Consider the following 25,259-nt stretch of genomic DNA (forward strand, 5'->3'; position numbering starts at 1 on the left):
AGGTATTCCTTTTTAAATTACAGATATTTTTTGAATGCTCTACTTGAATTACCGTCATATCCCAACCTATCGTAAAATACATGAGCCTCAGTCCTTGAACTTCCACTTGTAAGAAATATCTTCAAACAGTTCTTCTCGGCGCATAAACCTTCGATATATTTCATTAATTCTGAACCATATCCCTTTCCTTGTTGTGCTCTTGAAATAATAACTCTTTCTACAACACCAAACGGCCTGGACCCCACTAATGCGTCCATGCAGAGATGCAAATGAGCAGTTCCCACAATCTTTTGCTCTATTTCGTAGACGAATAAGAAGCTATTCGGATTATTTTGGACTTCACTTAATCTTTCATTTGACACATATATTTCAGTGCTGTTAGGTAATAACTCCTTATATAATTCCTCAATTTGTTCTGCATCTTTTGGTTCCGCTTCTCGAATCATTGTTTTTCTCCTTTCCTTTCTTAAACTGATTTCATATAAAGTTTCCATGTTCACGACGTCAACCCAACTTTAAAACGAACGTAAGTGAGCGGCCGTGATGGGTTAGGTTGTACGGGGCGTGCCGCCCGTATCACCTCCAGAACGATCCAGGTCTTGAGGCGGACCAAAAGGCGCATATCGTGTTATGTGTGGCCAGTAACCTCCATTAAACTCTTCACACATTGCTCTTACCAAGTTTTTTTAGGATTAGTCTAACAACTTCTTCAGTTCCTATATGGTCCGTTTCAATATGTTCTCGAAATCTGCTATCCCGAAATGCAAGTAAACCAGCCTCTGTATGTGTCTGATACCACGTTCCAAAATGGTCACCACGTCCTTCAATTCTCTTTTTGATTGTGTCTCCAGACGCAATGAGACAAAAATGAAATACGTCTTGATCAAAGCTTTTAAATCCATTTAATATGTATTCGAAATGATCAGCTTTATAAATCGTCATCGGAACAATAAGATGTTTCTTATACTTATTCATTAATTCATGAGCTGTCTTAACAGTGAGGATTCTCCATAATTCCAGATCCTGAAAATCATCAGTTCGTTCTTCTTCTAATCTAGTTTCTTCATTAATGATATTTCTTAACATGTATCCGATTTCTTCAGGATCATAAATCATGCTATTTGAGATTAAGGATTGAAGTATGTTAGCTGCCGAAGTCTTGCCAGAGCCGAATGTACCATTAATCATGATAATCACGTAATCACCCCATAGGTATGGATTTATATCTACGAATGATAAGTTGCTAGCTGATACCCCTTCTACCCCAAAAACCTATTAATCTTCGTTTTAATACGATCCGGTCTTTGTCTCACCATGTTTATAAATTCTTACTACATCCGGGTCGTAATTAACTGGAGTATCTGAAAAACAAAAATCATACTCAGTAATATAATATATTTCATCATAAACAATGTTTGAATTAATCATTGCTTCTTCTATTGATGCGTAGCCATTTGGTTTATCCTTTTGGAAAATAACTATCAATGCTATCAATACAACAAGAATTATAAATATGCCTACCTTAATCTTCAGATCGTTCACCTCTTTATGACGTACACAACTTCTCGGAAATTCATAAACCAACTAAGTGCCCACTCGACTAGTCATAATGTGATCAAAATTTTCTTGTAGTTAATCGGAATCTTTGAAGCTGTTAAGTTGTGGGATGATATACACTCATGGTCTTCCGGGAATAGATTGTATTTACCTGATTCTGTTTCCAGACAAGTAGCCCCCTAGCGGTCAAAGCTCGGCCCTCAGCCGAGGCCAGCGTGAATATTACGTTATCGGAAGTCTACGTCTTCATCGAAATTTCAACACATTCCTTTACTGTTCTTTCAAGAATATCAATGACTTCTTCAAATTCAAGAATTTCCAACTCTTGTTCTTTCGCCTCATCTTTCATTGCAAAATCATTTTCTAAATCTTTTACTAATTCTGGCAGGTATCTATAATCAATCTCTTCTATCTCGATAGACTTGACTTCCAACGGTCTATATTCAATGGAATAATAATCAATCAATTTTCCATTGAGTCTCCAAAAATCTCTATAATACTTTAACTGCGCTTCTTTTTTATCCGGTTGAGGCAACCACTTTATTTTCTTGTAATAAATTTCTTCGACCCATATAACATCAGATATTAAATGATAAAAGTAACCTAGATAAAATGGTTCTCTCATATATCTCAGATATTTCTCATGGAATCCCAAATAATCGGCAAATATTTGTTCTTCATTATTTGTCCTTACGAAATGAGAAATGCTTTTAGGAGTTTTCATATTTTTATTCACATCAGGAGCAATGCCACCTAAGAAAAATTGATCATCATCAATCTTTAATTCTTTAGCAAGACGGGCAGAAATACAATAATGCATGATTCTAGATCCCATGTTATTCTCCTTTGCATAGAGTTCTCATAACGTTCTTGTATCTAATCGAATGTCACATTCATATGCTACTCTCAAAATCATTTCCTTATTACTCTTTACTACAATCAGTTTTTCTTTATGTTTTTCCAGCATTTCATGTATCTTTTTCTTATTATCCGCATCAAATTTGTTATTCCATTTCAACATTTCGATTAACCCTTTTAAGGTTTGTTGGTATTTAGATCTCTCCAGTTTTGTTCTCTGTTTGATAAATCTAGTTATAATTCTAAATGCTCTATTCATTGGTCTAGGTGATAAAAAGATAATTACATCTGCTTCTTCGAAGCTTCGTCCCAACCACTTGTGATATACCCCTTCAATAATCCACTGTTCTTTATTTATAATGTCTTCAAGTATTTTATCTCGGACCTCCGGCGAATTTTTCCCACTCAATTCGACTGCACCATTCCACACAATATCATCTAATTCAAAGAAAGGAATATGTAATCGTTTGGAAATCTCTCTAGCTAAATATGTCTTTCCACTTCCTGTCGATCCAATAATATGGATCTTCTTATGAGTGAACTTCATAATTCCCTCCCTTATACTTAATAGAGTTTCTCTTATCTAAGCCTCCCAGATCTTCCGACCGCAATGCGGTTAGATGGTGCAAGGTTGTCAGCATGGTTATTCTTCTAGAAAATCTTCGGGCGGACCAAAGGACTCGACAGCAGCCCGCAGCGTGAATGCTGTGTTAACTGATGCGTGTACTTCTTCGAGATACCTAAAAATAGTACGTATATAAACCTTAGACAATATCGTAGGTTTTCAACATGATCATTGATCGATTTATATCACTTTTGAAATACTGCGACCAATTCTCCTAGCTTTAGCTACAAATTAAACCTTTGCTTAATCATACTTGCGACTTCCTCTGGCTTCAAAGCTGCATTGTTTATTTTCATGTAATTTTCTCTTTTGATTTCACCATCAAGAGAGTTCAATCGGTGTTGGACCATTGAATTTAGTAAATTACCTTCAGAGAAATCAATATCTCTTTTTGTAGGTTTATGTTCAAGTCTATTCGGACTTTTATTACGCTCTAGTCTTATGTCAATGTCCGCCTTAAGTTCAACAAAACAAACTACTCCACCTTTTGATTCAAAGATATGACAAACCTCATCTACATACTCCCAATCTGCACGGCTGTCAAATGACCAAAGGAAAGTAAAAATCAATCCGTTTAAGTCACTATTAGCTGCTTCTTCAAATATGGCTTTACGGATTAACCTCACCAACCTCTTTCCAGGTGCAGTACTATAACTGAAAAAAGGGGTAACGAACTCAATACTCATATGGTTATGAAAAAGCTTCAACCCTGTAATTTTTTCAAGTTCCTGACCTACTGTCATTTTACCAACTGCTTGTGGTCCAAAGATTAAAACGAATATCATAGTAAGCAACAACTCCATCCGTTTTACTTTTTAGAATCGTCGATTGAAATAGCCTCACCAATTGTCATTTCCCCAGTTAACGTTCTCGAATGCACGACGTCCGACGAAGTCGGATATGTCCGGCTGCACTACTCCCTTGCTAGTATCATCTGCTGGACCGAGGGCGAATGTACCAATGCTTGAAAATGATGTTAGACGAAGTTAACGCTTCGCTCTTCTACTCACGAATGATCTTATGTCCATAAATACGTGTTTAATACGCTATTTATATTGGTTTTCAATTACCCAAATTACTCTTTCCAGGTTCACTTCTTTTTCCAATTGTGTTATCATCATTTACAAAGAAGCCGAGTGCGGGATCACTCGGCTGAACAATTGGCTTGGATGGTTTATTCCCTTCTAAGCGATCAGAATAAAGACCCACCTTCGGCGCTAATCTTGGGGTGGGTTTTTACTTTCTCTTGTTGTTCGAATTGATGTATGCTAAAAGTGCAAGGATAAACGATCCAAACAGAAACATGATCGTCAACGCATCTTTAACTTCCATGGCTTCACCTCCTTTCGAAGGGAAACCATGCCCACCCAAGATTCAATTGTCTTTCCCTATTGTACCATCATCTACCAATGACATGAAGAACGATTGTTCGGTTTTTTTACTCAATCTTAAATCCGTTGATTTCATCTAACGTTGTAAGTATTCACGAACCCGAAAGGCTTAAAGGAGCGAATGCGACTATTGTGCGGCATGAATTTCCGATAACTCCATATCCACGAACTTCGCAAATCCCCATCGCAATGAGAATCCACCAAGTTCATAGACACTACTGAGCTCACTCCATTTACCGAAACTCTAGATCCCCACCATCACATTCCCGCCACACACTGGAATATATGCCCCGGTAATGAACGACGACAAGTCCGAAGCCAGGAATGCCACGGCATTGGCAATCTCCTGGTCCGTTCCGCGGCGCTTCAATGGAACGGAGGCTTCATAGGAGGCGCTGTGTTCGGTTCCGTTCTCCCGATCACGGTCGCTGATCGTCCAGCCCGGCGCGACCTGGTTGACGGTGATCCCGTGCTCGCCGATCTCTTTGGCGAGCACGCGGTAGACACCGTCCATGCCGCGTTTTCCCGCTACATAAGCCGATTGGCTCGGGAAGTTTTGGATCGAACATTCGGTGTTGATCCCGATGAACCGGCCGCCTTGACGCTCGATCATGGCAGGAACAAAAGCCTTCGCCAGGTAGACGCTTTGCATGACACAGGATTGGAACTGACTCTCGTAATCTTCCGGCGCTTGCTCCAAGACGGATGTCCATTGATAGGATTCAACGGCATTGGCAACAATGATATGGGGCAGCACGCCGAAGTGTGCAAGCACCGCATCCCGCATGGCATTCACGGAAGCTTGATCCGTCACATCGGCTTGCACGGGGAAAGCCCGTCTTCCCATCGACTCTACTTCGCGCTGAAGCTCTTCTGCCTTGGCTTGGCTCCCCCGGTAATGGATAATCACATCCGCGCCGCATTCCGCCAAGGTTCTGACCATGACACGCCCTAATTGGCCCGCGGCTCCCGTAATTAACGCAATGTTATCCGTCAAATCCATCTTCATTGTTCATTCGCTCCTCTACCGATTGGCTGGTTATTTTCGCCTATCATACCATAATCATCTACCGCCAGACATGACAAAAAAAAGACCAGAAACGATCTTCCGGTCCTGGCCTAAACCTATCATAATCAATCTATCCATGGGTAACGAATCATCTTCTAAACTCGCCAATCTAAACCCTAAGGTTCAAAACCCTTCTGGCTCACAAACAACTGCTCTTCCGGAAACTCCCTGCTAAATCGATCGTAGACCATTTGATAAGCGGCGGGATCGTACCATTCCTGCTCCCCAAGCTCCTCGTACAGAGCCTGAACAGGCAGTCTTTTCGTACGTTTCCCGCCACTGCCATCCCCCATGAAATAATCGTCGATGCACACGCGGTGAACGAGCGGCCGCAGGATCTGCGGGAAAGCCTCCGTGCTCGGAAGCACGGGTGCAATAGCTGCCTGAGCGGGAATCCCCGCGTCCCTCAGCAGCTCGAGGGTTTTCAGTCTCGCTTGGATCGGCGGCGCTGATGGCGTAAAATGCTTGCGTATCTCCTCGCGGTCCGTCTCGACCGTCATGCTTACCCGCACGCGTTCTCCTAACTGCTGCAGCAGATCAACATCCCGCCGGACCAACGGACTGCGCGTCTGTACGAGCAGAAAATCCGGCGGTTCGCTGACCATCACCTCAAGCAAAGCGCGAGTCACTTCTTCCTTGGCCTCAACCGGCTGGTAAGGATCGGTGCTGGAAGACATGAAAATCGTGACGGGTCCCTTGGTCTTGGCACGCTTCAGTTCTTTTCGCAGGATAGCTGCAGATTCGACCTTAACGTCAACCCAGCTCCCCCATTCCTGATTGCGGAACATCGATACCGGCATTTGCCGGACATAGCAATAAGAACAAGCGAAGGTGCAGCCCGTATACGGATTCAAGGTATGGCTGTATCCATTCAGGAATCCCGTTCCTTTATTGAGCAGGGTCTTCGGCGTTTTGTAGAGCACTTCTTGTTTCACCTGGGACACCCCATTCCTACACTTTCTTCTATTATACTATTTCTCTCCTCACATCCCATAATGAATGAGTGGACACACGCGCCCCTCTACTTTGCATCATGAAAAATAATCCCGAGGCTGTATCGGGTCCCCGACGTAATCGTACCGACGCCATGACGGAGCGTGGTCCGGTAATACCCTCGCGTTCCCCGAACGGGACGATGGTTGGTCGGAAAGATTAGCCCCGCTCCTTGTTCCAACGTGATCACATGTCCCCGGCTCTGTGCCCTCGGCCGCTGCTCAATGAGCAGAAACTCTCCTCCCGTGTAATCGACTTCCTTCTCATTCAGAACAAACACCACTTGAAACGGGAAAAATTCATCTCCGTACAAATCCTGATGCAAGCAATTATAGCCGCCCTCTTCATATTTCAAAATCAACGGCGTCGAACGCTCTTGCCCCTGCGCATGGCACATGCCAAGAAATTCATCCAGGCTCACCGGATATCTCTCTTCATGTCCAAGCTGCGTCAACCAGCGGTTAGCGGTCAACGCAAGCTCAGGATAAAAGCCTTCCCGAAGCTGCTGCAGCGATTCTGGCAGCGGTGCTTGATAATACTTGTACTCTCCTAGCCCAAACCGGTGCCTAGCCATATTGATCGTGCTGCGAAACCGCTCCTCTTCCGAATACGTGTTGATAATCTCCGCACACTCGTCAGGCAGCAGCAGCTTTGGAATGACCGCATATCCCTGCTCATCCAAAGCTCCTTGTATCCCCGTCCAATCGAGCCCTGCTATGCGTTGCGGCAATGAATTAGGCATTATTCACCTTCTCCCTCATCCTGGCTCGCTCACCCTCAAGCTCCAGCAGCCGGGTCTTCATGGCCAGCCCCCCGCGATACCCGGTCAATGCACCGCTTTTGCCAATTACCCGATGACAAGGCACGGTTATCAGCAGCGGATTAGCGCCTATAGCCGCTCCTACAGCTCGAACAGCTGCCGGCTTTCCAATCTGGTTGGCGATGTCCGAATACGTGAAGGTTTGTCCATACGGGATCTGGCAGAGCGCATTCCATACCGCCATTTGAAACGAGGTCCCCTTATAATCCATAGCCACTTCAAACCGAGCGCGTTTCCCCTGAAAATACTCCACCAACTCGGCAGCATACGGCTGCATGGCTTCATCGTTCTGCACGAGTTCACAGCCAGGGAATTTCGCCTGTACCCAGTTCTCCAGCTCTGTTAAAGGTTTATCAGGTGATCCGACGTAACATAAGCCCTGCTCCGTCGCCGCGATGTATACGTTCCAGTTATCATGACGCAGTTGGGTCCAGTTAATGGTAATCGAATGATTGGATTTCATGATCTTGCACCTCCGCATTTGTATTTTTCAAATATTTCCCGCGATAACTAAGGGGCGTCATCCCCGTCTTCTTCTTAAACAACGTGATAAAATAAGCCGTATTCTCCATGCCCACCTTATGGCCGATATCCGAAATGGCCAAGCTGGAATTTGTCAGGAGCTCCTTGGCCTTGCCAATCCGGTAATCCTGAATGTATTCCATCGGGGTCTGACCTTTGACACGCTTAAATATCCGGTGCAGATGGTACGGACTGCCGTGGCTCACATCGGCCAAGACATCAAGCGACAAATGATCCGTATAGTGTTTATCGATATACTCGGTGACAAGTTCAATCCATTCATGGTCCGGTAAACGCTCGCCCGTCGGCTTGCATCTTTTGCATGGCCGGAAGCGCTCGGCTTTCGCTTCATCCGCCGATTGAAACACGCGCACATTTTCAAACTTCGGGGGTCTGGATTTACAGGATGGCCTGCAGAAAATTTTCGTTGTCTGCACTGCATAGAAAAACTTGCCGTCACTATCCTTGTCGTTGTTGATAATGGCCTTCCACTGGGCTTCGGTCGGTTGTATTCGGTTTGCCACGTTTCCTCACCTCCGCTAACATTATAACCACAGGATAATCCTGTTGTACGCTTTTTGGAATAGAAGAGCAAGATAACAAAATTATACGGTCTGCGTTTATGGTACAACTAGTATAGAAGAGTTCGAGTTCGAATGCGAAAGGAAACGATGAAGATGCAGGTGCCAAACCACAACCATGACGATAAGCCATATACAATGGAGAATCATCTCCCCCGTGACAGCTGGGAAGATCATGCGGAAGCCATCAGGCTGTTCGTACCTAAGGAGTTCAGTTTTACGGAGAACCTCAGTTATTTGCAAAGATCGCCGAACGAATGTCTTTATCATATCCGGAATGACAGCATCTACCGGGCTATCCCACTTGAGGATGACATCGCTGTGATTGAAGTCAGCGCGGAGCCTCAGGAGCAAGCCATCCTTGTTCGGTTTTTGGGGAATACGGCCCCCTCCGATCCCTTCAAGCGGGCGGAAGTAGCGGGTTATGTCCGGGACTGGTTCGATCTGAATACCAATCTCGTACCGTTCTATAACATGGCGGAAGCAGATCCATTGCTCAGTCAAGCCGTTCAATCCTTCTATGGACTTCGCAACATGGGCATTCCCGATCTGTTCGAGGCTTTGTGCTGGGGCATCCTGGGGCAGCAGATTAACCTGGCCTATGCCTATACGTTAAAAAGACGTTTCGTTGAAGCCTTCGGCCGCCGCGTGGAGTGTGAAGGAGAGGTTTATTGGATCTTCCCAATACCTGAGGACATAGCACATCTGCTTGTTGAAGACCTGGACGGGCTTCGTATGACCGTAAAAAAAGGCGAGTATCTTATTGGAGTCGCTCAGCTTATGGTCGAAGGGAAATTGACGAAGGAGCAGCTGCTTGAAGCAGGCAGCTTAAAACAAGCGGAGAAACAATTAGTCAGCATCCGCGGGATCGGACCATGGACGGCCAACTATGTGCTGATGCGCTGTTTGCGAATGCCGGCGGCATTTCCTATCGATGATGTCGGTCTGCACAATGCCATCAAACATCTGCTCGGCTTGGAGGCGAAACCCACGAAGAAGGAAATACTGCAGCTATCGGCAGCATGGGCGAACTGGGAATCCTACGCCACCTTTTATCTGTGGAGATTTCTTTATTAATAGTCCAAACGCAATAAAGAGGAGGTCTCCCACTTCTGCCATGACAGACAGCAGGAAGACCTCCTCTGATTAGCACATCGCTGATTCGAGAATCAACTACTCGATGAAATACAATTTGCCGTCAACCTCGAGTGAGATCGCGGATTGCGACAAATCGTCCTTAAGCTTCTTCGCATAGTCCACCACTTGATTAAGCGAGTCCTTATCAAGCTTCTCGGCAAACGCGTACACAATCGTTACTTTTTCCTTGATCAGGGTTTTGTTATTGTCCACCCATGCCCCTTCGCCCGGAATCGCAGTTGCCCCGCCAAACCAGCCGGACAGCTTCGTAAGCGTTTGGTCGACAAACTTCTGATGAGCTGCATCCGTAATCGGAATGTCACCCTTTACCGTTGAAGGCACGTAAATCTTAACGACATGATCCAAGTGGAACTGATCGTTCAGAGCACTCTGTGTAATGGCGGTTGCCGTTGGATTGCCCTCTGCGCTGAAAGACTGCTGAACCGGTACTACGATAAGTGTTAACAATAATGCCGCTGCGAATGCGATAAGCCAACCTTTTCTCTTCATGCCCATTTCTCCTTTATGTATGGTCTCGTGTCCCGTACAAGCATGGCATTTCTGTTGTCCAGTGCAACCTTACTGCCATCCGCACGATACAGACTAGCACATATTATATACTGGCCTTTTCTTATCAGCTATGGGACATACGGATTATATTATGCGGAATCATGCAAAAAAGCCGATATTCCCGATAAACAAACTACGTTAATGAATACATCGCTATTTCAGCGTCCCGATCCAGGATAAACTCTCCACTGATCGATGATCCATGCTGCCATTCAAAATAGCTTGAACATCATGCAGCATATCCTGCAAATCCACTCGCTCGCCCGGTAAACCGGTATAAGCCTCCGCAACGTAAAAAGGCTGCGTCAGATACGCCTCAAGCCGTGCTCCCCGCTCATAAACCTCTGTCTCGGATGCCGGAATGGCCTGCAATCCTCGTACTTGAACCAGTGAACGCAGCTCGCGATAACGGCGCAGCAGCTTCTGGGCCCGCTGTTGGACCGCTAAATGAACCTGATCCAGGTGCACGCCTTCCGATACGGAAGAGGTAGAGTATAACGGGTTTACGGCAGGAAACATATGTCTTGCCGCCAGATCGGCATCGAAATACCACAGTGTCTCCAGCGGGCCGTAAGGCATGTCTTCATCCACAGCCGCACCTTTGAGGTCCACAAGAAACGTCGTGATGTGCTGTATGCCCTCTTGTTGAAAACGTTCCTGAAGATCATAGATTTTGCCGGTCAAGACGTGCTCCCTGTCCGCTGCAAACACAATCTCATGATCGGTATTCGCATTCGCCACAATGGAATAGGTTTCTTCTATAGAATAAGCTACCCGTTCTACGTCATTCAGCATGTCCTGCAGCTCTGGATATTCGCCTTCCGGCTTTAGCAAAATCGTCATATACCCTTCCTTCTTGAAGTGATGAAACAACTCACCAAGCAGCACCAGTTGGCCCATTCCGGGACGGGCGACCAGACCTACGGTACCCCCTTTTGCCAAAGGAGCAAATAGATCAAGCGGTTTGATGCCGGTTTCAATCATCTCCACACTTTCTCCACGCAGAATCAGTTCATCCAGACTGCATTTTGCCAGAGATGCCAATACGGCAATGGTGCGGACTTCCGCCCGACCAACGGGAATTTTTCCTGTACATAGGTTGGAAACCGTGGCCGGTCGTAATCCCACGGATTTGGCTGCGCTGGTCAGGTTTGGAACTCTTTGTCGTAAAAGTGATACATTCAGCTTCAGATTGTCCAAGTGCGTACACCCTTTTTTAAGTGATTGATTGATGGCTCTTCCTAATCTCTTTTTAGAAAAGAGTCTGCGGTGCGGACAAACACATCCACATCCGGTTCAAAAATATTGTGATCGTGCTCCTCGAACGCCACGATGATTGCCTGAGGCAGCGCAAGCTTATATTGTTCCACTGCTTCTAATGATAACCCGGGATGTGGTTTTACGCCACGGATAATAAGGACTGGGCAAGTCAGTCTAGTTAGGTCGTTCCACATTTCGACCTTAGCCGATTCCTGCTGCAGTGCCTGTAAAGCCGATATTTTCATTCGGTCAGACAGCTTCTTTCCTCTCCAAGGGGGCAGTGACGTGAAGAACTCCACCCATCCCGCAGGCAACTCGGTATGAACCGCAGGATAGTCCCCGATGATCAAACCTTGAATGCGTTCCGGATTCTGAACGGCGTAGCCTAATTGATAGGACACCCCTCGAGAATATCCCATGAGTACGAAATGCTCAAGTTCAAGATGACGAATCGCCGCATCAATGTCGCTGATATGGTCTTCGAGCGTATAACCCGAAGCAGGCGAGTCACTTCGGCCCCGGCCGCGAAGCGTGATGATAACAATATGCCTGGGCGACAGCTTTTCCATAATGGCGATATAATCCTCGGCCGACTCGGACAGTCCCGGGATGACGACCAGTGAGGTTTGTTCGTTCCTAAGATCCCGATGTACCTCCGTCACATGAATATGTACCCCTTGGTTATTGACCATGGTCTCGTATAACTGCATGCATTAGACCTCCTTAAAAATTAACATTTATCTATGAAGTGTTACCTCAATGCCCCAAAAGGTAAAAATGCGTGCACGCCCTTACATGTGTTCACGATCTGGGTTACCCTTAGATCGACCGTCAAGGTGGCATAGGCGTACGCCTCCGTTCTTGAAATAGAGTAAAGCTCGGTCATGAGATCAAGCATCCCGCTTAATGCCATCCACATGGCTTCGTCCAGGTCCTCGTGAAACCCCATCGTAAGCCAGCCGGTACTTGTCTTGGCCCTGGGCATCGTTATGGGCATGTCGTCTCGGACATGAAAGGTTAGACTCACCTTCTCCATGGGGCATTCCAGGGCGGGACCGCTAACTTCGCCGTCTCCCTGAGCCGCATGTCCATCCCCTGTTGAGAACAGCCCGCCATCCACCGGGATCGGCAGATACAAGGTGCTGCCGGCCGTTAATTCTTTGCAATCAAGATTTCCTCCATAAGGGCGCGGTGCAAAAGTCGTATGCTGACCTTTTTCATTCGGCGGCATGCCCATGATGCCCATAAACGGCTTCAGTCCGACGCTATACTTGAAATTTCCGAACTGGCTTCTGCCTGTCATGGTCTTGGGATCCAATTCAAAGTCGAGCGTCAATTCCTTGGCATGGGCCATGCCCAACTTCTCGTTCCAATAGCTCGGATAACCTCCGGCAGAGGTCCATCCCCAAGATCCGGGAACGATCTCGTTGATCTGAATCTCCAATGTAAGCCCTGGTTTAGCACCTTGAATGTGGACGGGACCCAATAACGCATGCCCGAACTGCTTCTCCTGCCGCTCCGGCTTGCGCTTCGTAAACTTCATTCTCGCCGCGCCTGGGGCAGCACGCGTCTCCAGTCCCCAACCCGCATCTAAGGTTTGATACACGACAGTATCCCCAGATTGTATGTATAGGGCGGGCTCCAATTCCCTGCTAAAAAATCCATGAAGCGTATGAATATCCGGTTGTAAAATATGAACCTGTGACATCAACTTTCTCCCTTCACAGCCGTAATCAGAATGGCCATTCCATGTCTCATATTCACTCTGTTACTTTATAAGGTATTTTAAATTACTCTTAGAGTCAATATAAAATTACTCCTAAACGTAATATTAATTACTCCAAACACAAACCATTGCCCATTTCCGGTTGTACCATGGTTGGTCGTCGAAACACAAAAAACCGTCCACTGCGCAGATTCACTGCGAGGGACGGTTCATCTCCATGTCAATTCAATTTTATATCAGCTAATGATGAGCGTTCATGGGGTGGTAACTGTTACTATGTGCACAGCCATTCTCACTACTCACGATTCTTTCTTCAAATCCTTACACTGGAATCCCGCACGACGATCTGCGGCATCAATTTCACGGACCGCTCTTCCCTCGGTATTCCCAACATGCGATCCATCAGGATTTGGGCTGCCTTGCGGCCGATTTCCTCCTGCTGCAAGGCAACGGATGTCAGCTTGGGATATACGCGGGAGGCAAGGTCCAGATTATCCATGCCCACAACGGCAACGTCATGGGGAATGCGAAGACCGGCTTCCTCGCAGGCCTTCATGACCCCGATTGCCATTAAATCGTTTGCGGCGACAATGCCCTCCGGATGGTCGGGCCCTTGAACCCACGCTTTTGCCATCGCATAACCGCCGCTTTCAGTATAATCGGATTCGGCGATAAAACGAGGCAGCAAGGGGAGCCCCGCTTGCAGCATCGCATCCCGATACCCGCAGAACCGCTCATGGCCGGTCTGCTCGCTCAGATTGCCGCCCATATAGGCGATGCAACGCAGGCCTTGACGGATCAGATGCTCCGTGCTTTGCTTGATTCCGTCATACGTGTCCACATACACATAATCGAAGCGGTCATTCCCTTCCGGCGAGACATATTTATTCGTGAGCACGACAGGTGCTTGCAGCGCATTGATGGCCCCGATATTCTCTTCACCGAAATGAAAGGACACCATGATCATGCCGTCGGCCACATTTTCCCGCAGGGTTTGGATCGCCTTCATCTCCTCCTGGAGCCTATGCTTGGTGTAAAACAGAATCATCAGGTAATCATGCTCTTCCAGCACCTGATTGATTCCGTTGATCATATCGAAATAAAAAGGGTTGCATATATCGGGCACGGCAAAAATAATTTTGTTGGTTTGTCTCATTTTCAGCATCTTCGCTGCATGATCGGGCGCATAGTTCATTTCCTTCGCAGCCGCCAGAATTTTGCTCTTCGTCTTGGGACTGCAGTAACCTCTTCCCGACAAGGCTCTGGACACCGTAGAAGGGGATACGCCTACCCGTTCAGCAATCGTATAAATCGTATGTTTGTCCATCCTATCCTCCATTAACAACCATGGAAACGCCATATGCTCCCGCAAAAGGGTCCATGGATTCACACTATCACCTTACCGGCAGGTAAGCAATAGCTCCTCTTTATATAACCTCCCGCTCATCATTACCCGGAAGCTCTGGAAATGGCGCATGGGGCTCGGCCTGATACCAGAATGCCGTCGATGCAATATCGCTCTGCTGCGGAAGATACCTCCCTCCGGACCTCCAGCCAAGATCCTGAATGGTCACGCGAAGATCGCTTTGAAAGCGGATTGGATCCATGACATGCCATCGATACATGCCAAAACGCTGCTGACTTCGATACAATCCGTCCGGCTTCAGCACTTGGTGCATCCCCAAATATGGCGTCGAGTAGGTTCGGTAGGTACCAATCGGCTGCTCCCAATTCCAGGCCCCGCCAAAATAATCTTCCGTTCCCGTACCGCATATGGTCGGATAATCCTGATCCCCGTCCATATAGAACTTGATCTCGCCTTCGCCCCACCAGCCGTTATTGTTCACCTGCCAGGCGAGGTAAGTCCCTACATAGTGCCCGTGTCCAGTCACCCCATCCAGAATGGTATAAACCTCTTTGTAAGGAACGGGATTCGTTCTCCGCCACTGCGCGTGAAAATATGCCTCATCTTCCGGGATGTCCGTCAGCGTATAGTCAATTTGATAGTAAAGGACTGCCTTTTCCGGCGCACGGTTCTCCATCGTCAATCGGGCTTGCTTGCGGAAGGGCATCTGCCAGTAGCTGTTCATGCCGCCGGCCGGATTCACGGCAACCGGAATTGAATTGACATCGCTGCGCTCGCCCCATCCGTTACAGAACAAATCACCGACGGGCACCTCAACCGAAGCTTCCTGTTCGCCGTCCCAATACATGCGGATAATCAGATTGCGCCACAGCGTCGGATGGCACGTAAGCCAGATATGTTGAATCGCCCCGGGACCCTGAATGTCACCCATCGTAAACGTTTCGCCCGGTAAAATCTCCACGGAAGGAGAGACCTTCCAGCCCACGCCCAAGTCCCTGGAAGCCGCTGCGCCCGTGCCGTCGGTGGCCATTCCGCCCTTTCCTTTTTCGCCGGTAAAATTCTCCGCGCTGATGGATCTCGTCTGCGCATTGGACAGCCTTGATAAATTTCCGAGGTGCATATTAAGTCCATTAAAGTTCATCATCTGTTATCGCTCCTTTAGTATGTGATATCGTATCCGTACCGCTCTTTCAACGTTTGACCCAAACGGTCCTTAATCCGCAGGTAAGCCTCAGCTGCCGCACCGTTCCCCCAATCGAAGATGGTGAATGTCCCCATGCCTCGCCCCTCCTCATCCACAACACCATCATGACCGTAATTCTCCATCATGAAGCCGTAATCCTTCTCGTTAAAGAAAGGATACGCCCGCTCCCACTGCCCTTTTGTTTTTTCGTTTTCGGGACAATACATCATGACGAACGAGGCCTGCAAAGCGGCTAACCCGCGCTCAATATATTCTTTTTGGTCCAACTCCACGCCATATTGCAGAATCAGCTCAGCAAACAGGCTTTGCCGGGCATCATTCCATTCCCCGTCGCAGTTCATGACGCCGAATCCGCCTACTACGTCGACGTACAGATAGGGCGGCTGCCAGGAAGCCTGCGTCATCAGCATTTCATCCAGCACACGTTGGCCAACGATCATATATCGTTTGTCACCGTTTGTTTTATACATATGGTATAACGCTTCCGCCGTCCAAAACATGGAGAAATTGCACTGCTTGAACATGTTATTCCTAGCCACTTTGTTGCCTGGAAGCTCATCGCGCCCATAACCGCAGCAGGACCAATACGTCTCGAAATCCTCCCACCTGCCGGTCGGCACGATCTCCTGGATAACAACCTTAAGCGCCTGCTTTGCCGCTTCCATGTATTTGGAATCCGGGCGCAATTGGTGCAGCTTAAGCAAAAATGTGACGGAGAGCGACGTTTCCGGGGACTCCCGAATGATATCCAGCGGTGCTAACGTATCCTGATCCAGCCAGGCTGGAAAATATCCTTTCTCGTCCTGGAGGGCCACGAGCGCATCCGCATAGCGCACGGCATATGCCAACAGCCTTGGATCCGGCTCGAGCTCATCATGCCATCGAAGCATGAGCAGCGCCGTCCAGCTCATATCCAGCACATGATAAGGCGCTGCAGCGATCGCCCCCCAAGGATCGACCGGGTTGCGATTGGAATTTCCCCAGAAGGCTAACGCCCAGCTCCCGGACCGATTGACCTGCTGTCCATCTACCATCACCCGCTTCATCTCCGTCGCGATGACAGCGGGAAAGAACCCGCCTCGCTGCGGGGCCGCCAGCGCAAGCTCCTTCATAAGCATTGCCTTGCGAACCAGCTCCGGATCGTTCTGTTCCTTACCGTATCGGTAGATGCCTTGAGCAGAGCGAAGGGAGCTGAACCAGGCCTGATTCCAGATCGATCGACTCTCCCTTTCGTTCGGCACGCCCGGATAATTTGGACTTTGACTCACATCGGCAATAAATACCGGTGCGCCTACGTTCCGTCCGTCCCATTCGAATTCCTGCCAGACCGTGTCTTTCCAATTGCGAAAAGCCCAATCATAAGCATGCCTTACATAGCTGTCTAGGCGGACCTCCTCACGGATCGATTGACCGAATTGGGCATGGCCCCATCGATCCCATAAAAACTGCAGCAATGATCGCCAGGGGTTCAATCCGGCCTGATCATGATCCGCCATTTTCAAATAGAAACCGAACCGTATCGTTCCGGAAGGATATGAAGCGCCATTCACTTTCTCAAACAGCACATGCTCGCTCACCCGAGTTCGACTCATTCCCAAGACAAGTTGGTTATTAGGGGCATCCAGGTCCATGTACCAACGAGCGTCTGCATCCTTCGTGATCAGATCCAGATCCGGTATGAGCATGAGCGTCTTTGTATCGTCATGAACAATGAGCGCGGGCGAACGAAAGCAATGCTGATCCATCACATGACGGGAAGTCGGCGTTAAATGAGGCGCCCAGTGAAAATGTGGCAGGAATGCCGGCTCCAAACGCATCTGCCAGTCATCCTGTTGAATCGTCTGCTCCAGCTCGAATGTCAGCACGCAGTGGATCGTCTCTTTATCCAGCTGATGCAGACTTACCTCCGGCGCCGTTTGCCCGATATCGTCGTAAACCCACTGCTTCACAAAAGAATCCGGTAATCGTTTCATGCATGTCTCCCTTCTTTCCGGTCTCTCGGCCACTTTCGTCAATTCTTAACCACGCTGAAATCGTCAACCTGAATCCACATATCCGATGTGGCCCACATCCCGGCGTAAATCTCCAGACTATGATACTGGCCCGAGTTGAAGCGAACTGTCTTCAGGGCGTATCCAGGGATGTTCTGAAATGAAATTTCACTTAATACCGGACCATCGCCAAGCTGCCTTACGCCAAAATATCCGTCGTTATTGTTGTCTGAAGTACGGATCCATGCCGATAAAGTGTATTCGGTATCCGGCTCGACAAAAATCTCCTGCTTGATCGCATTCCAACCGCTGCTTGCCCTTGCATATCCGTTGTTTGCCCCGGTGCGTGCAAATCCAAGATTACGGTCTACCCCGGCTGTTCCGTTCGAATACCAAGGCGACGACAGACTTGAAGAGGATTGGGATTCAAATCCGGCATGACCCACGAGATTCAAATCCTTCACCAGGGACATATCGTCAACCTGAAGCCAGGTGTCTCCGTTTGCCCACAATCCCGTATACAATTCCACGACGGAACGGTTCCCGGAATTAAAGGTCACGGTCAGTTCCGTATAATCGCTCAATTGAGCAAAGGAGGTTTCCTTAATAACGGCCCCATCAACTGGCTCCCTAACCCCGAAGTGGCCTTTCGTATTGTTGCTGGACGTACGAACCCAGCCCTTCAAGGTATAGTTGGTATACGGCTGCACAACCACCCGCTGCTTGATCGCGTTCCAGCCGCTGCCGTTGCGTACATATCCATTATTCTCACCGGTTCGGGCATTTCCGAGCTGGCGCTCTAAGCCGCCTTCGCCCGTAACATACCATGGGGCCATGACCGGCGTTTCTCTCTGCGTTTCGAAGCCCGGGTCCGAGATGATATTATCGCCGAGCATGTCAGGGGTCAGCGTAGTTTTCATTAGATGGGTATTGTAATCCGGGTACCAGGTGGACATGATAAAATACAGCTGAGGCCCGTTATTGGACAGCGGATGCATATACGCATTGTACTGACCAAGGCCCGTGAAATCTCCAGGCACCAAAATTTTCTCTCCGCTCCATGGACCGATCGGCGTTGCCGCATCCCGCATGACGATCGCCTGCCGATCTTCGTTCAGATAGGTCATGATATACCGTTTGAAGTGGGTGTTGTAAGCTACGGACATCTCGCCTGCCACACCGATCGCCACCGGCCGGGCTGCAGACTGGGCCGCCGACCAGCCGCTTCCGTCCCAATAACGATAATCCCCGATATTCAGCAGCCCATTCTCCGGTACCCGTGCAAGATATACGTCCCCAAAGCGGCCGTTCGGCGTAGCATACATATACACGAATCCGCTGTCCTTAAGGAACGCTGCCATTTGAAAAGGATTGTTCCAGGTTGACGTGTTGTTATACCAGCGGGCGGAGGGACTCTTGGTCCAGTTCTGTCCGTTGTCATCCGAGTAAGCGATGCCGGAGTAATTCGTATACCATCGGCCGGCTGGGCCCCAGTGGTTGACGGACATGTAATGGATATAATGCCTGTTGCCAACGGTTACGCCTGCCGTCGGGATGACCGTCATTTCATCATTGTTGATTTTTTTGGAGGGAAGAATTTCCTTGGCGTGGCCTGGCTTGCTCTGAATCATTGTTGAGAATGCAAGACCATCCTCCAGATTCGTATCCGATGAAATGGCCAGCACATTGCTTCGGTTCCAGTTACCTGCCGTATCGTTGGTATCGCCGAAAGCAATGAAATATTCGCCTCCGCCCTTATCCCACACGATGCCTAAATCCGTCCCGCCGACATCGTAGTTCATGTGGATTTGATTCGGATTCGGCATGGTCTCTCCGGCAGGCGTTGCACCTGTAACCCGGGCGATCATCTTCGTGCCTTCTGGCGTCAGCGCTTCGGCGCTGCCCGCCCAAGTGGAAGCGAATATCATGGAAAAGGCGAGAACACCTGTCGTCATCTTCTTCATAAACATTATAGATACCCTCCTTCACATTATCGCTCTCAAGCAGCCGTGTAATATCTATGTTCTCGAGTTCAAGGCTAGATCAACTCCAGCATCGCGATGCTTCGGGCTGGAAGCGAGAGCAAGCGCCGATCATCTTGCTGCGGATCGCAATCAACGGCCTGCTCTCCCGTAAGCGTGAACAGCCGCCCGCTCACTGCCGTTTTCCCGTAGTCTTCCGGTCGAAGATCTATACGTATCATTTGCTCCGCTTCGGTCACATTCGCAAAGAACAAGCCAACATCGCCTTGCTCATTCTGCCATGCCGCATGGATAACGGAATCGGTCAACAATTCTCCTGCATTGTTATATTCCAGCGTTTCCTTGCCATGGTTATAATGAAACCATTTCATAGAAGTCTGCGGGCTGTCGAAGGAGAGGGGCCGAAGCATGGTCCCATACGACCAGTACGCCTTCGCCGCTCCGGTCCGAAGCCGTGCATACAGCGCCAAATACTCGGCCCGCTCCGTCGAAAAGGCATACCCGCGAGGATCAAACGGGTAGTAATGCTCCTCCGCCGTATTTTCGATTCCGTCCAGCGCCTCCATCGGACTGTATTCGTAATTCAATTCGTATAAACCGCCCCAGATATACGTGCGTGCCACCGTAAAATAGTAAAGCTCCCCGATTTCCTCTGCCAGCTTGCCCCAGCCGTCCAATCTCAGCGCGCCGTACTCATGATACACGTATGTGAACATCGGGATCAGGCGGGCATCGCCTGACTTTAACAGCTCCCGGATCGGCCACCCTTCAAGCGGCGCTGCGGGCTGTCCTCCGGCCCGCGCCTGATAATAGTCGATCAGATCGAGCATCGTCTCATTGATCATCTCGGTGCCCATGGGGATGTAACGTTCCGCAATTTCGCACATGGCCGCCTTCGTATCCGCATAGTTCCGCCGGTAGGCCTCCTCGATGATGCTGCCTGCTCCCACCGGATGACCATGGTTTTCATCCATGCAGACCTTTAGAATGTTGTTGGCGGAGATATCATAGTAAATCGCATCGATATCGTCGCTTCGCTGCAGCGCCGCATCCCGTTTCACATGAAAATCATGGGTATACGGATGTGCCGGACAGAGGAACGGGAAGCGGTATGCATCCACGCTTTTTTTCAACTCGGGAAATTTCTGTTCTGCTTCCTTGCCAAGCTCTCCGTCGGCTCCGTCAAAATGGTACAGGTAATCGAACTCGAACGGGGCGAAGCGATGGCCCAGCTTTCGAATCAGGGCGATGTTCTCCGGGTTGAACCGGGTCGGGAACCAATCGCCATATCCTCCCGGCACGCCGCTGCCGAACGTCTGCGGCCGATGCGTCCAGTCGGGGCCCAGAATGTGAAACATCGACGTTCCGATGCTGTCATGATATTTCTGAATCCAGGCCGTGCGGTCCGATCCCGCATTGATTCCGAAGGTTGCTGCTCCCATGTCCTCATGCAGCCATTGACTGCCCTCCTTCGCAGCCCTGCCCGAAAGCTTGCCGCGTGAACACCACTTCTGCCTTACGGCCCAGCTCTTGTATTGGTCAGCAGCTTCGTACCATCCGCCTCCAGACAGAAGCGACACCTGTACCGGGTAATGAGGCCGTATCCCTTTGCCGGGTCCCATATCGCTGCAGCCATGGATCACGGAGGCTTCCAGCATGCCATTCCCGTTCTTGTAGAAATTCAGCCATTTCGGATGCCCTTCGCCGTCCAACGCCGCGAAATACAGCCCGCCCCTGCCCTTGCCGTAATAGGTAAAGAACTGCATCGTCGCCCCCGAGAAGCTTTCCGGGTACGGCATAAAACGAAACCCGATCCCGTTCGTTTCAAAAACCTTCATCGGATTGTTAACCTCAAATCCGGTCGCGAAGGGATGGGCAATATAATCCTCCTCGCCATCCTCCGTAATCGTGGCCATGTTCGGGACAATCGGATATTCCAGGCTTAGCACCCTGTCTTCCGAGTGGTTATCAACCCCGCATTTGAATTCAATACCGTTCTCTTCCGCCATGAGTGTTACGGACGAGGTTACAATCATGTCTTCCTGCGTGTGCCAGCATAATTGAACTTGATTTTGCCCGGATGCCGCACGTTCCCAGCTCCATTCAAATTTTTGAAAAGAACTGCTAACCCCCGCGTCTGTCTCAAGTCGAAACGGATCCGTACGGCCACGGCCGGAGTCCGCGATATAATCGATCCCCTTTAAGCGATCGCGAACAGCTTGGATCGTTCCGTTATGCTCGCTTATCTCAACCCGAATGCGTCTGTTCTCAATGATAATCATGCGCCACCTCCACTTTTTCGCATTGAAACGCTATTTCAATCCGGAGATTTTGATTCCTGAAATGATGTGCTTCTGGAAGAAGAGGAACAGGACAATGGTCGGCAAACAGGAAAGCGCCGATCCGGCCATCAGCATGCCCATTTCCGTTGCACGCTCGGAACGGAAGGTGTACAAATACTGCATAATCTGAAACAGCTCCGGGTTGGTAACCGTCATCGTCGGCCATACGAAGGAATTCCAATAGGCCAAATAGGAGCCGATACCTACAATGACAAAGACCGGGAACGACATGGGAATGAAAATATGAGTAAAGATCTTGATCCTGCCCGCTCCGTCGATCAGTGCCGCCTCTTCCAAGGCCATTGGAATATTCAGATAGAACTGGCGGATGAAGAACATATGACCCGCAGAAGCAATCCCCGGCAATACGAGCACCGCCAGCGTATCGAGCATGCCCATCTCATTCACCACGATAAAAGAGGTCAGCAGGATCGCCATGCCGGGAATGAACATGGTGATGATGACGTAGACCCACAGAAACGTCTTGAACCGAAATTCGAGCCTGGCGAAGACGTATGCCGCCGTAGCGTTGACGGCCAAGCTCAGCGCTGCAAATAATACCGCGCCCCCGAATGTGACGAGCACCGACTGAATGAAGGCCGAATCGCCGAGAATGTCCGTATAATTCTGAACCATCCACTTCTTGGGGAAGAATCGGAACGGCGTGGCAAGCACCTCCGCCTTGTCTTTGAACCCGGCGATGATGACCCACAGCAGCGGGAACAGAGCCATAATTGTCACCAGACCGGTCAAAAGTGTCATCAATGTTTTCTGAACTCCGTTGAACGTTTTCATCAAGTTATCCTCCTGTCTTCCCTAACCGTCGATCGCTTTTTCCGAATTCAATACTCTGAAGATGATGGCCGAGATGCTGCCCAGAACCACGAACAACAGCAGCGATGCCGCGATGGAATTGCCGACCATGACGTCGTTGCGGAAATGGTTCAAGATATACAGGTTCGGCGTTGTGGTCTCGCTGAGCGGTCCGCCGCCCGTCATCACGAGGGACAGCTCGAACTGTGAGATTTGCGCCGTAAATCCGGTTACGAGCAGATACAGAACCACATTGCGCATGAGCGGAATCGTGATGTACCACATGCGGACAAAGGTGCCCGCTCCCTCCAGTTCCGCAGCCTCATAGTAGCTCTTCGGAATATCGTGAAGACCTGCCAGCATGATCAGCGTTGTGAGACCGAAGCCCAGCCATACGGCAGGAGCGGCGATACTGGGCAGCGCCGTAGCCACATCCGCAAGCCAAGCTTTCGGCTCATATCCGAACAGTCCGATGATATAATTGGCTAAGCCGCCGGCATAATCGAAGATAAAAACGAAGATGACCGATGCCACGATCCCGGAAATGATGGTTGGGATGTACACGGAGGTCTTCACGACGCTTGCGAAGCCGGAGCCCAGGTTCTTAATGATGTTGGCGAACAGAAACGAGAGAATCAGCATCGTCGGAACGACCATAAGGGCAAACTTGAGCCCTACCCAGATGGACTGGAGAAAGAGGTCATCCGTCAGCACCATATAGAAATTCTGTAAGCCCACAAAGGTGGAATCCTGGTAGAAGCTCCAATTATAGAAGCTCACTCGCAGGGCATAGAAGAAAGGTATGATGACAAAGATCGTTAGCAGAATGACGATGGGTGCGAGAAGCAAATAAGCCACTCCATTATCCTGCCGGAAATTTTTCTTAAACATGTAGAGTCACCACCATGACCTAAGGATGAGGCAGCCATCCGAAATCGGATATCCGTATCTGAAGAGATGATCCCCGATGGCCGCCTATGCGCTAATTTTTCGGATTTGTGCCGGCAAGCTTGTTTTTGGTAATGAAATCGTTAATATCCTTCTCCGCTTTCTCCAGCGCTTTGTCCACTGACGTTCCTTTCATCGCGGACTCGATGGATGTGGCAAGCGCGAAGCTGATGTCCCAAGGATAGACCGGTTCAGCTTGGGAGTAAGGAATGATCTGTTCGGAGACCAGCGAACGCCATGCATCCTTCGATGCATCCGGATCGGATTTCATCGCTTCGTCCACCGATTTGCGCGGGGAGAACTTGGAGAATTGGGAGGTCTTGAAAAAGTCGATCATGATGCTCGGATCACCCGCGAGGAGGTATGAGATGAAATCGGCCGATTCCTGCGGATGCTTGGATTTCCCGTCAACTGCCAGCGACCAGCCGCCGAGCGTTGCCGTCGGTTTCGTCAAATCGCCGTCCATCGATGCCATTGGTGCGATCCCCACTTTACCAACCATATCTTTATAAGTGTTGCGAAGCTGTCCAATTGCCCAGGAACCGCAAATCTGGATGGCAATCTTGCCCTCGCCGAAAGGCTTGATATCCGCATATCCGGCCAGAGCCTGCTTCGGCATAACGCCGGACTGGTAGGCTTTCTGGTAAAAATCCAGGAGCGCCTTGTATCCGTTATTGTTCACGTCCGCTTTGGACCAGTCCTCCGTCACCGCAAGATGTCCTGCCGCGTTATACTGCAGCCCCCAGCTCGACCAGCCCAGATCCGGAGCCGTTTGCGCGATCGATAATCCGAACACGCCTTTCTTGGTCAGCTTCTGAGCCGTCTCCAGAAGCTCCGTCCACGTGGTCGGCGGCAGATTCGGGTCAAGCCCGGCTGCCTCGAACATGTCTTTCCGATAGAACATCACGGCTGACGGTTCAACGAGCTTCGGGTAAGCGTAGTACTGACCGTTGACGGCTACAAAATCCTTCATGTTGTCGTACAAATCATCGAATGCCGCAGAATCCATCAAATCGTTCAGCGCCATAAGCTGACCCGTCTTTGCCGCGTTGGCCACATTGCCGTAGTTGATCGTTCGGATATCCGGCGCTTTCCCCGCGGCTTGCGCTGCCTTCATCTTCTGGTCCCAAGCGTCAGCCGGAACAATCGTCAGCTTCACTTCGACTTCGCTTTGGGATTTGTTGAACTCGCCGACCCATTTTTTGAACCAGGCATCGGTAGTATCCTCGAATTTTTGCGCCCAGAAATCGATCACTATTTTGTCGCCGGCGCCGCCTCCGTTGTTTACGCTTTCATTTTCCGTCGGATTGCTTAAGGTTCCCCCTCCGGGACCGCCGGATCGTCCGCCGCAGCCTGTAATGAACAGTACGAGAACCAGAATTGCGGAGAACAGAACACGCCAGGATTTGAAGCTGATGGTTGTTTTCTGCATCATGAACCCTCCTTATAATGGATCAAACTATTTAAATGCGACTCGCATTTAAACCGAACATGACTTGAATCC

At 49.2% G+C, this 25,259-nt stretch carries 24 protein-coding genes; 1 reads left to right on the forward strand and 23 read right to left on the reverse strand.

What is annotated here, in order from left to right:
• Nucleotides 1-17: 17 nt before the first annotated feature.
• From AC0VZ8_RS19475 to AC0VZ8_RS19525, 11 genes are all read right to left on the reverse strand, one after another.
• On the reverse strand, nt 18-446 hold the full coding sequence (locus AC0VZ8_RS19475) for a GNAT family N-acetyltransferase (RefSeq protein WP_475484115.1): 429 nt from the start codon (nt 444-446) through the stop codon (nt 18-20).
• A gap of 214 nt (nt 447-660) precedes the next feature.
• Entirely contained in the window at nt 661-1,188 is a 528-nt protein-coding gene (locus AC0VZ8_RS19480) for an AAA family ATPase (protein WP_475487719.1), read from the reverse strand.
• Nucleotides 1,189-1,795: 607 nt separating this feature from the next.
• Nucleotides 1,796-2,392, reverse strand: a complete 597-nt coding sequence (locus AC0VZ8_RS19485; RefSeq protein WP_475484116.1) for a hypothetical protein — start codon at nt 2,390-2,392, stop codon at nt 1,796-1,798.
• Nucleotides 2,393-2,416: 24 nt separating this feature from the next.
• Entirely contained in the window at nt 2,417-2,962 is a 546-nt protein-coding gene (locus AC0VZ8_RS19490) for a P-loop NTPase family protein (RefSeq protein WP_475484117.1), read from the reverse strand.
• A 302-nt stretch (nt 2,963-3,264) separates the two neighbouring features.
• Nucleotides 3,265-3,825, reverse strand: a complete 561-nt coding sequence (locus tag AC0VZ8_RS19495) for a DEAD/DEAH box helicase family protein (protein ID WP_475484118.1) — start codon at nt 3,823-3,825, stop codon at nt 3,265-3,267.
• Nucleotides 3,826-4,276: 451 nt separating this feature from the next.
• A complete protein-coding gene (comI, locus tag AC0VZ8_RS19500; protein WP_427488427.1) occupies nt 4,277-4,372 on the reverse strand; it encodes a competence inhibitor ComI in 96 nt (31 codons plus the stop codon).
• 303 nt (nt 4,373-4,675) lie between these two features.
• Nucleotides 4,676-5,440: an SDR family NAD(P)-dependent oxidoreductase gene (locus AC0VZ8_RS19505; protein WP_475484119.1), complete on the reverse strand. Its 765-nt coding sequence runs from the start codon at nt 5,438-5,440 to the stop codon at nt 4,676-4,678.
• Nucleotides 5,441-5,616: 176 nt separating this feature from the next.
• Nucleotides 5,617-6,435, reverse strand: a complete 819-nt coding sequence (locus AC0VZ8_RS19510) for an SPL family radical SAM protein (RefSeq protein ID WP_475484120.1) — start codon at nt 6,433-6,435, stop codon at nt 5,617-5,619.
• An 86-nt stretch (nt 6,436-6,521) separates the two neighbouring features.
• Nucleotides 6,522-7,235: a 2OG-Fe(II) oxygenase gene (locus tag AC0VZ8_RS19515; protein ID WP_475484121.1), complete on the reverse strand. Its 714-nt coding sequence runs from the start codon at nt 7,233-7,235 to the stop codon at nt 6,522-6,524.
• On the reverse strand, nt 7,228-7,776 hold the full coding sequence (locus AC0VZ8_RS19520) for a methylated-DNA--[protein]-cysteine S-methyltransferase (RefSeq protein WP_475484122.1): 549 nt from the start codon (nt 7,774-7,776) through the stop codon (nt 7,228-7,230). Before AC0VZ8_RS19520 ends, AC0VZ8_RS19515 begins: the two co-directional genes overlap by 8 nt.
• Complete coding sequence (locus tag AC0VZ8_RS19525) at nt 7,748-8,359, reverse strand: bifunctional transcriptional activator/DNA repair enzyme AdaA (protein ID WP_260065547.1); 612 nt, start codon at nt 8,357-8,359, stop codon at nt 7,748-7,750. Before AC0VZ8_RS19525 ends, AC0VZ8_RS19520 begins: the two co-directional genes overlap by 29 nt.
• 195 nt (nt 8,360-8,554) lie before the next feature.
• On the opposite strand from AC0VZ8_RS19525, the gene AC0VZ8_RS19530 reads away from it, so the two are divergent.
• Complete coding sequence (locus tag AC0VZ8_RS19530; protein WP_475487720.1) at nt 8,555-9,493, forward strand: DNA-3-methyladenine glycosylase family protein; 939 nt, start codon at nt 8,555-8,557, stop codon at nt 9,491-9,493.
• A gap of 96 nt (nt 9,494-9,589) precedes the next feature.
• Here the strand turns inward: AC0VZ8_RS19530 and AC0VZ8_RS19535 are convergent, their stop codons facing one another.
• From AC0VZ8_RS19535 to AC0VZ8_RS19590, 12 genes are all read right to left on the reverse strand, one after another.
• The gene (locus tag AC0VZ8_RS19535) at nt 9,590-10,063 is read right to left on the reverse strand and encodes a DUF3574 domain-containing protein (protein ID WP_071220445.1); all 474 of its coding nucleotides are present in this window, start codon (nt 10,061-10,063) and stop codon (nt 9,590-9,592) included.
• Nucleotides 10,064-10,276: 213 nt separating this feature from the next.
• A complete protein-coding gene (locus AC0VZ8_RS19540) occupies nt 10,277-11,323 on the reverse strand; it encodes a P-loop NTPase family protein (protein WP_475484123.1) in 1,047 nt (348 codons plus the stop codon).
• A 41-nt stretch (nt 11,324-11,364) separates the two neighbouring features.
• Nucleotides 11,365-12,093, reverse strand: coding sequence for an alpha/beta fold hydrolase (locus tag AC0VZ8_RS19545; protein ID WP_475484124.1), 729 nt, complete (start codon nt 12,091-12,093; stop codon nt 11,365-11,367).
• Nucleotides 12,094-12,134: 41 nt separating this feature from the next.
• Nucleotides 12,135-13,091: an acetamidase/formamidase family protein gene (locus AC0VZ8_RS19550; protein ID WP_475484125.1), complete on the reverse strand. Its 957-nt coding sequence runs from the start codon at nt 13,089-13,091 to the stop codon at nt 12,135-12,137.
• A 331-nt stretch (nt 13,092-13,422) separates the two neighbouring features.
• Nucleotides 13,423-14,436 carry a LacI family DNA-binding transcriptional regulator gene (locus AC0VZ8_RS19555; protein WP_475484126.1) on the reverse strand — a complete coding sequence of 338 codons (1,014 nt, stop codon included), beginning with the start codon at nt 14,434-14,436 and terminating at the stop codon, nt 13,423-13,425.
• Between the two features lie 100 nt (nt 14,437-14,536).
• Complete coding sequence (locus tag AC0VZ8_RS19560) at nt 14,537-15,619, reverse strand: glycoside hydrolase family 172 protein (RefSeq protein ID WP_475484127.1); 1,083 nt, start codon at nt 15,617-15,619, stop codon at nt 14,537-14,539.
• A gap of 14 nt (nt 15,620-15,633) precedes the next feature.
• Nucleotides 15,634-17,652, reverse strand: coding sequence for a hypothetical protein (locus tag AC0VZ8_RS19565; protein WP_475484128.1), 2,019 nt, complete (start codon nt 17,650-17,652; stop codon nt 15,634-15,636).
• A gap of 38 nt (nt 17,653-17,690) precedes the next feature.
• A complete protein-coding gene (locus tag AC0VZ8_RS19570) occupies nt 17,691-19,640 on the reverse strand; it encodes a DUF4185 domain-containing protein (protein ID WP_475484129.1) in 1,950 nt (649 codons plus the stop codon).
• A 68-nt stretch (nt 19,641-19,708) separates the two neighbouring features.
• Nucleotides 19,709-21,934 carry a DUF6259 domain-containing protein gene (locus AC0VZ8_RS19575; RefSeq protein WP_475484130.1) on the reverse strand — a complete coding sequence of 742 codons (2,226 nt, stop codon included), beginning with the start codon at nt 21,932-21,934 and terminating at the stop codon, nt 19,709-19,711.
• Between the two features lie 30 nt (nt 21,935-21,964).
• Complete coding sequence (locus AC0VZ8_RS19580) at nt 21,965-22,789, reverse strand: carbohydrate ABC transporter permease (RefSeq protein WP_260065532.1); 825 nt, start codon at nt 22,787-22,789, stop codon at nt 21,965-21,967.
• A 21-nt stretch (nt 22,790-22,810) separates the two neighbouring features.
• Nucleotides 22,811-23,698 (reverse strand): carbohydrate ABC transporter permease, encoded by an 888-nt coding sequence (locus AC0VZ8_RS19585; RefSeq protein ID WP_260065530.1) that lies wholly within the window; start codon nt 23,696-23,698, stop codon nt 22,811-22,813.
• A gap of 91 nt (nt 23,699-23,789) precedes the next feature.
• The gene (locus AC0VZ8_RS19590; protein ID WP_475484131.1) at nt 23,790-25,190 is read right to left on the reverse strand and encodes an ABC transporter substrate-binding protein; all 1,401 of its coding nucleotides are present in this window, start codon (nt 25,188-25,190) and stop codon (nt 23,790-23,792) included.
• Nucleotides 25,191-25,259: the final 69 nt, after the last annotated feature.

The sequence above is a fragment of the Paenibacillus sp. QJM3NY_38 genome, assembly GCF_056173265.1.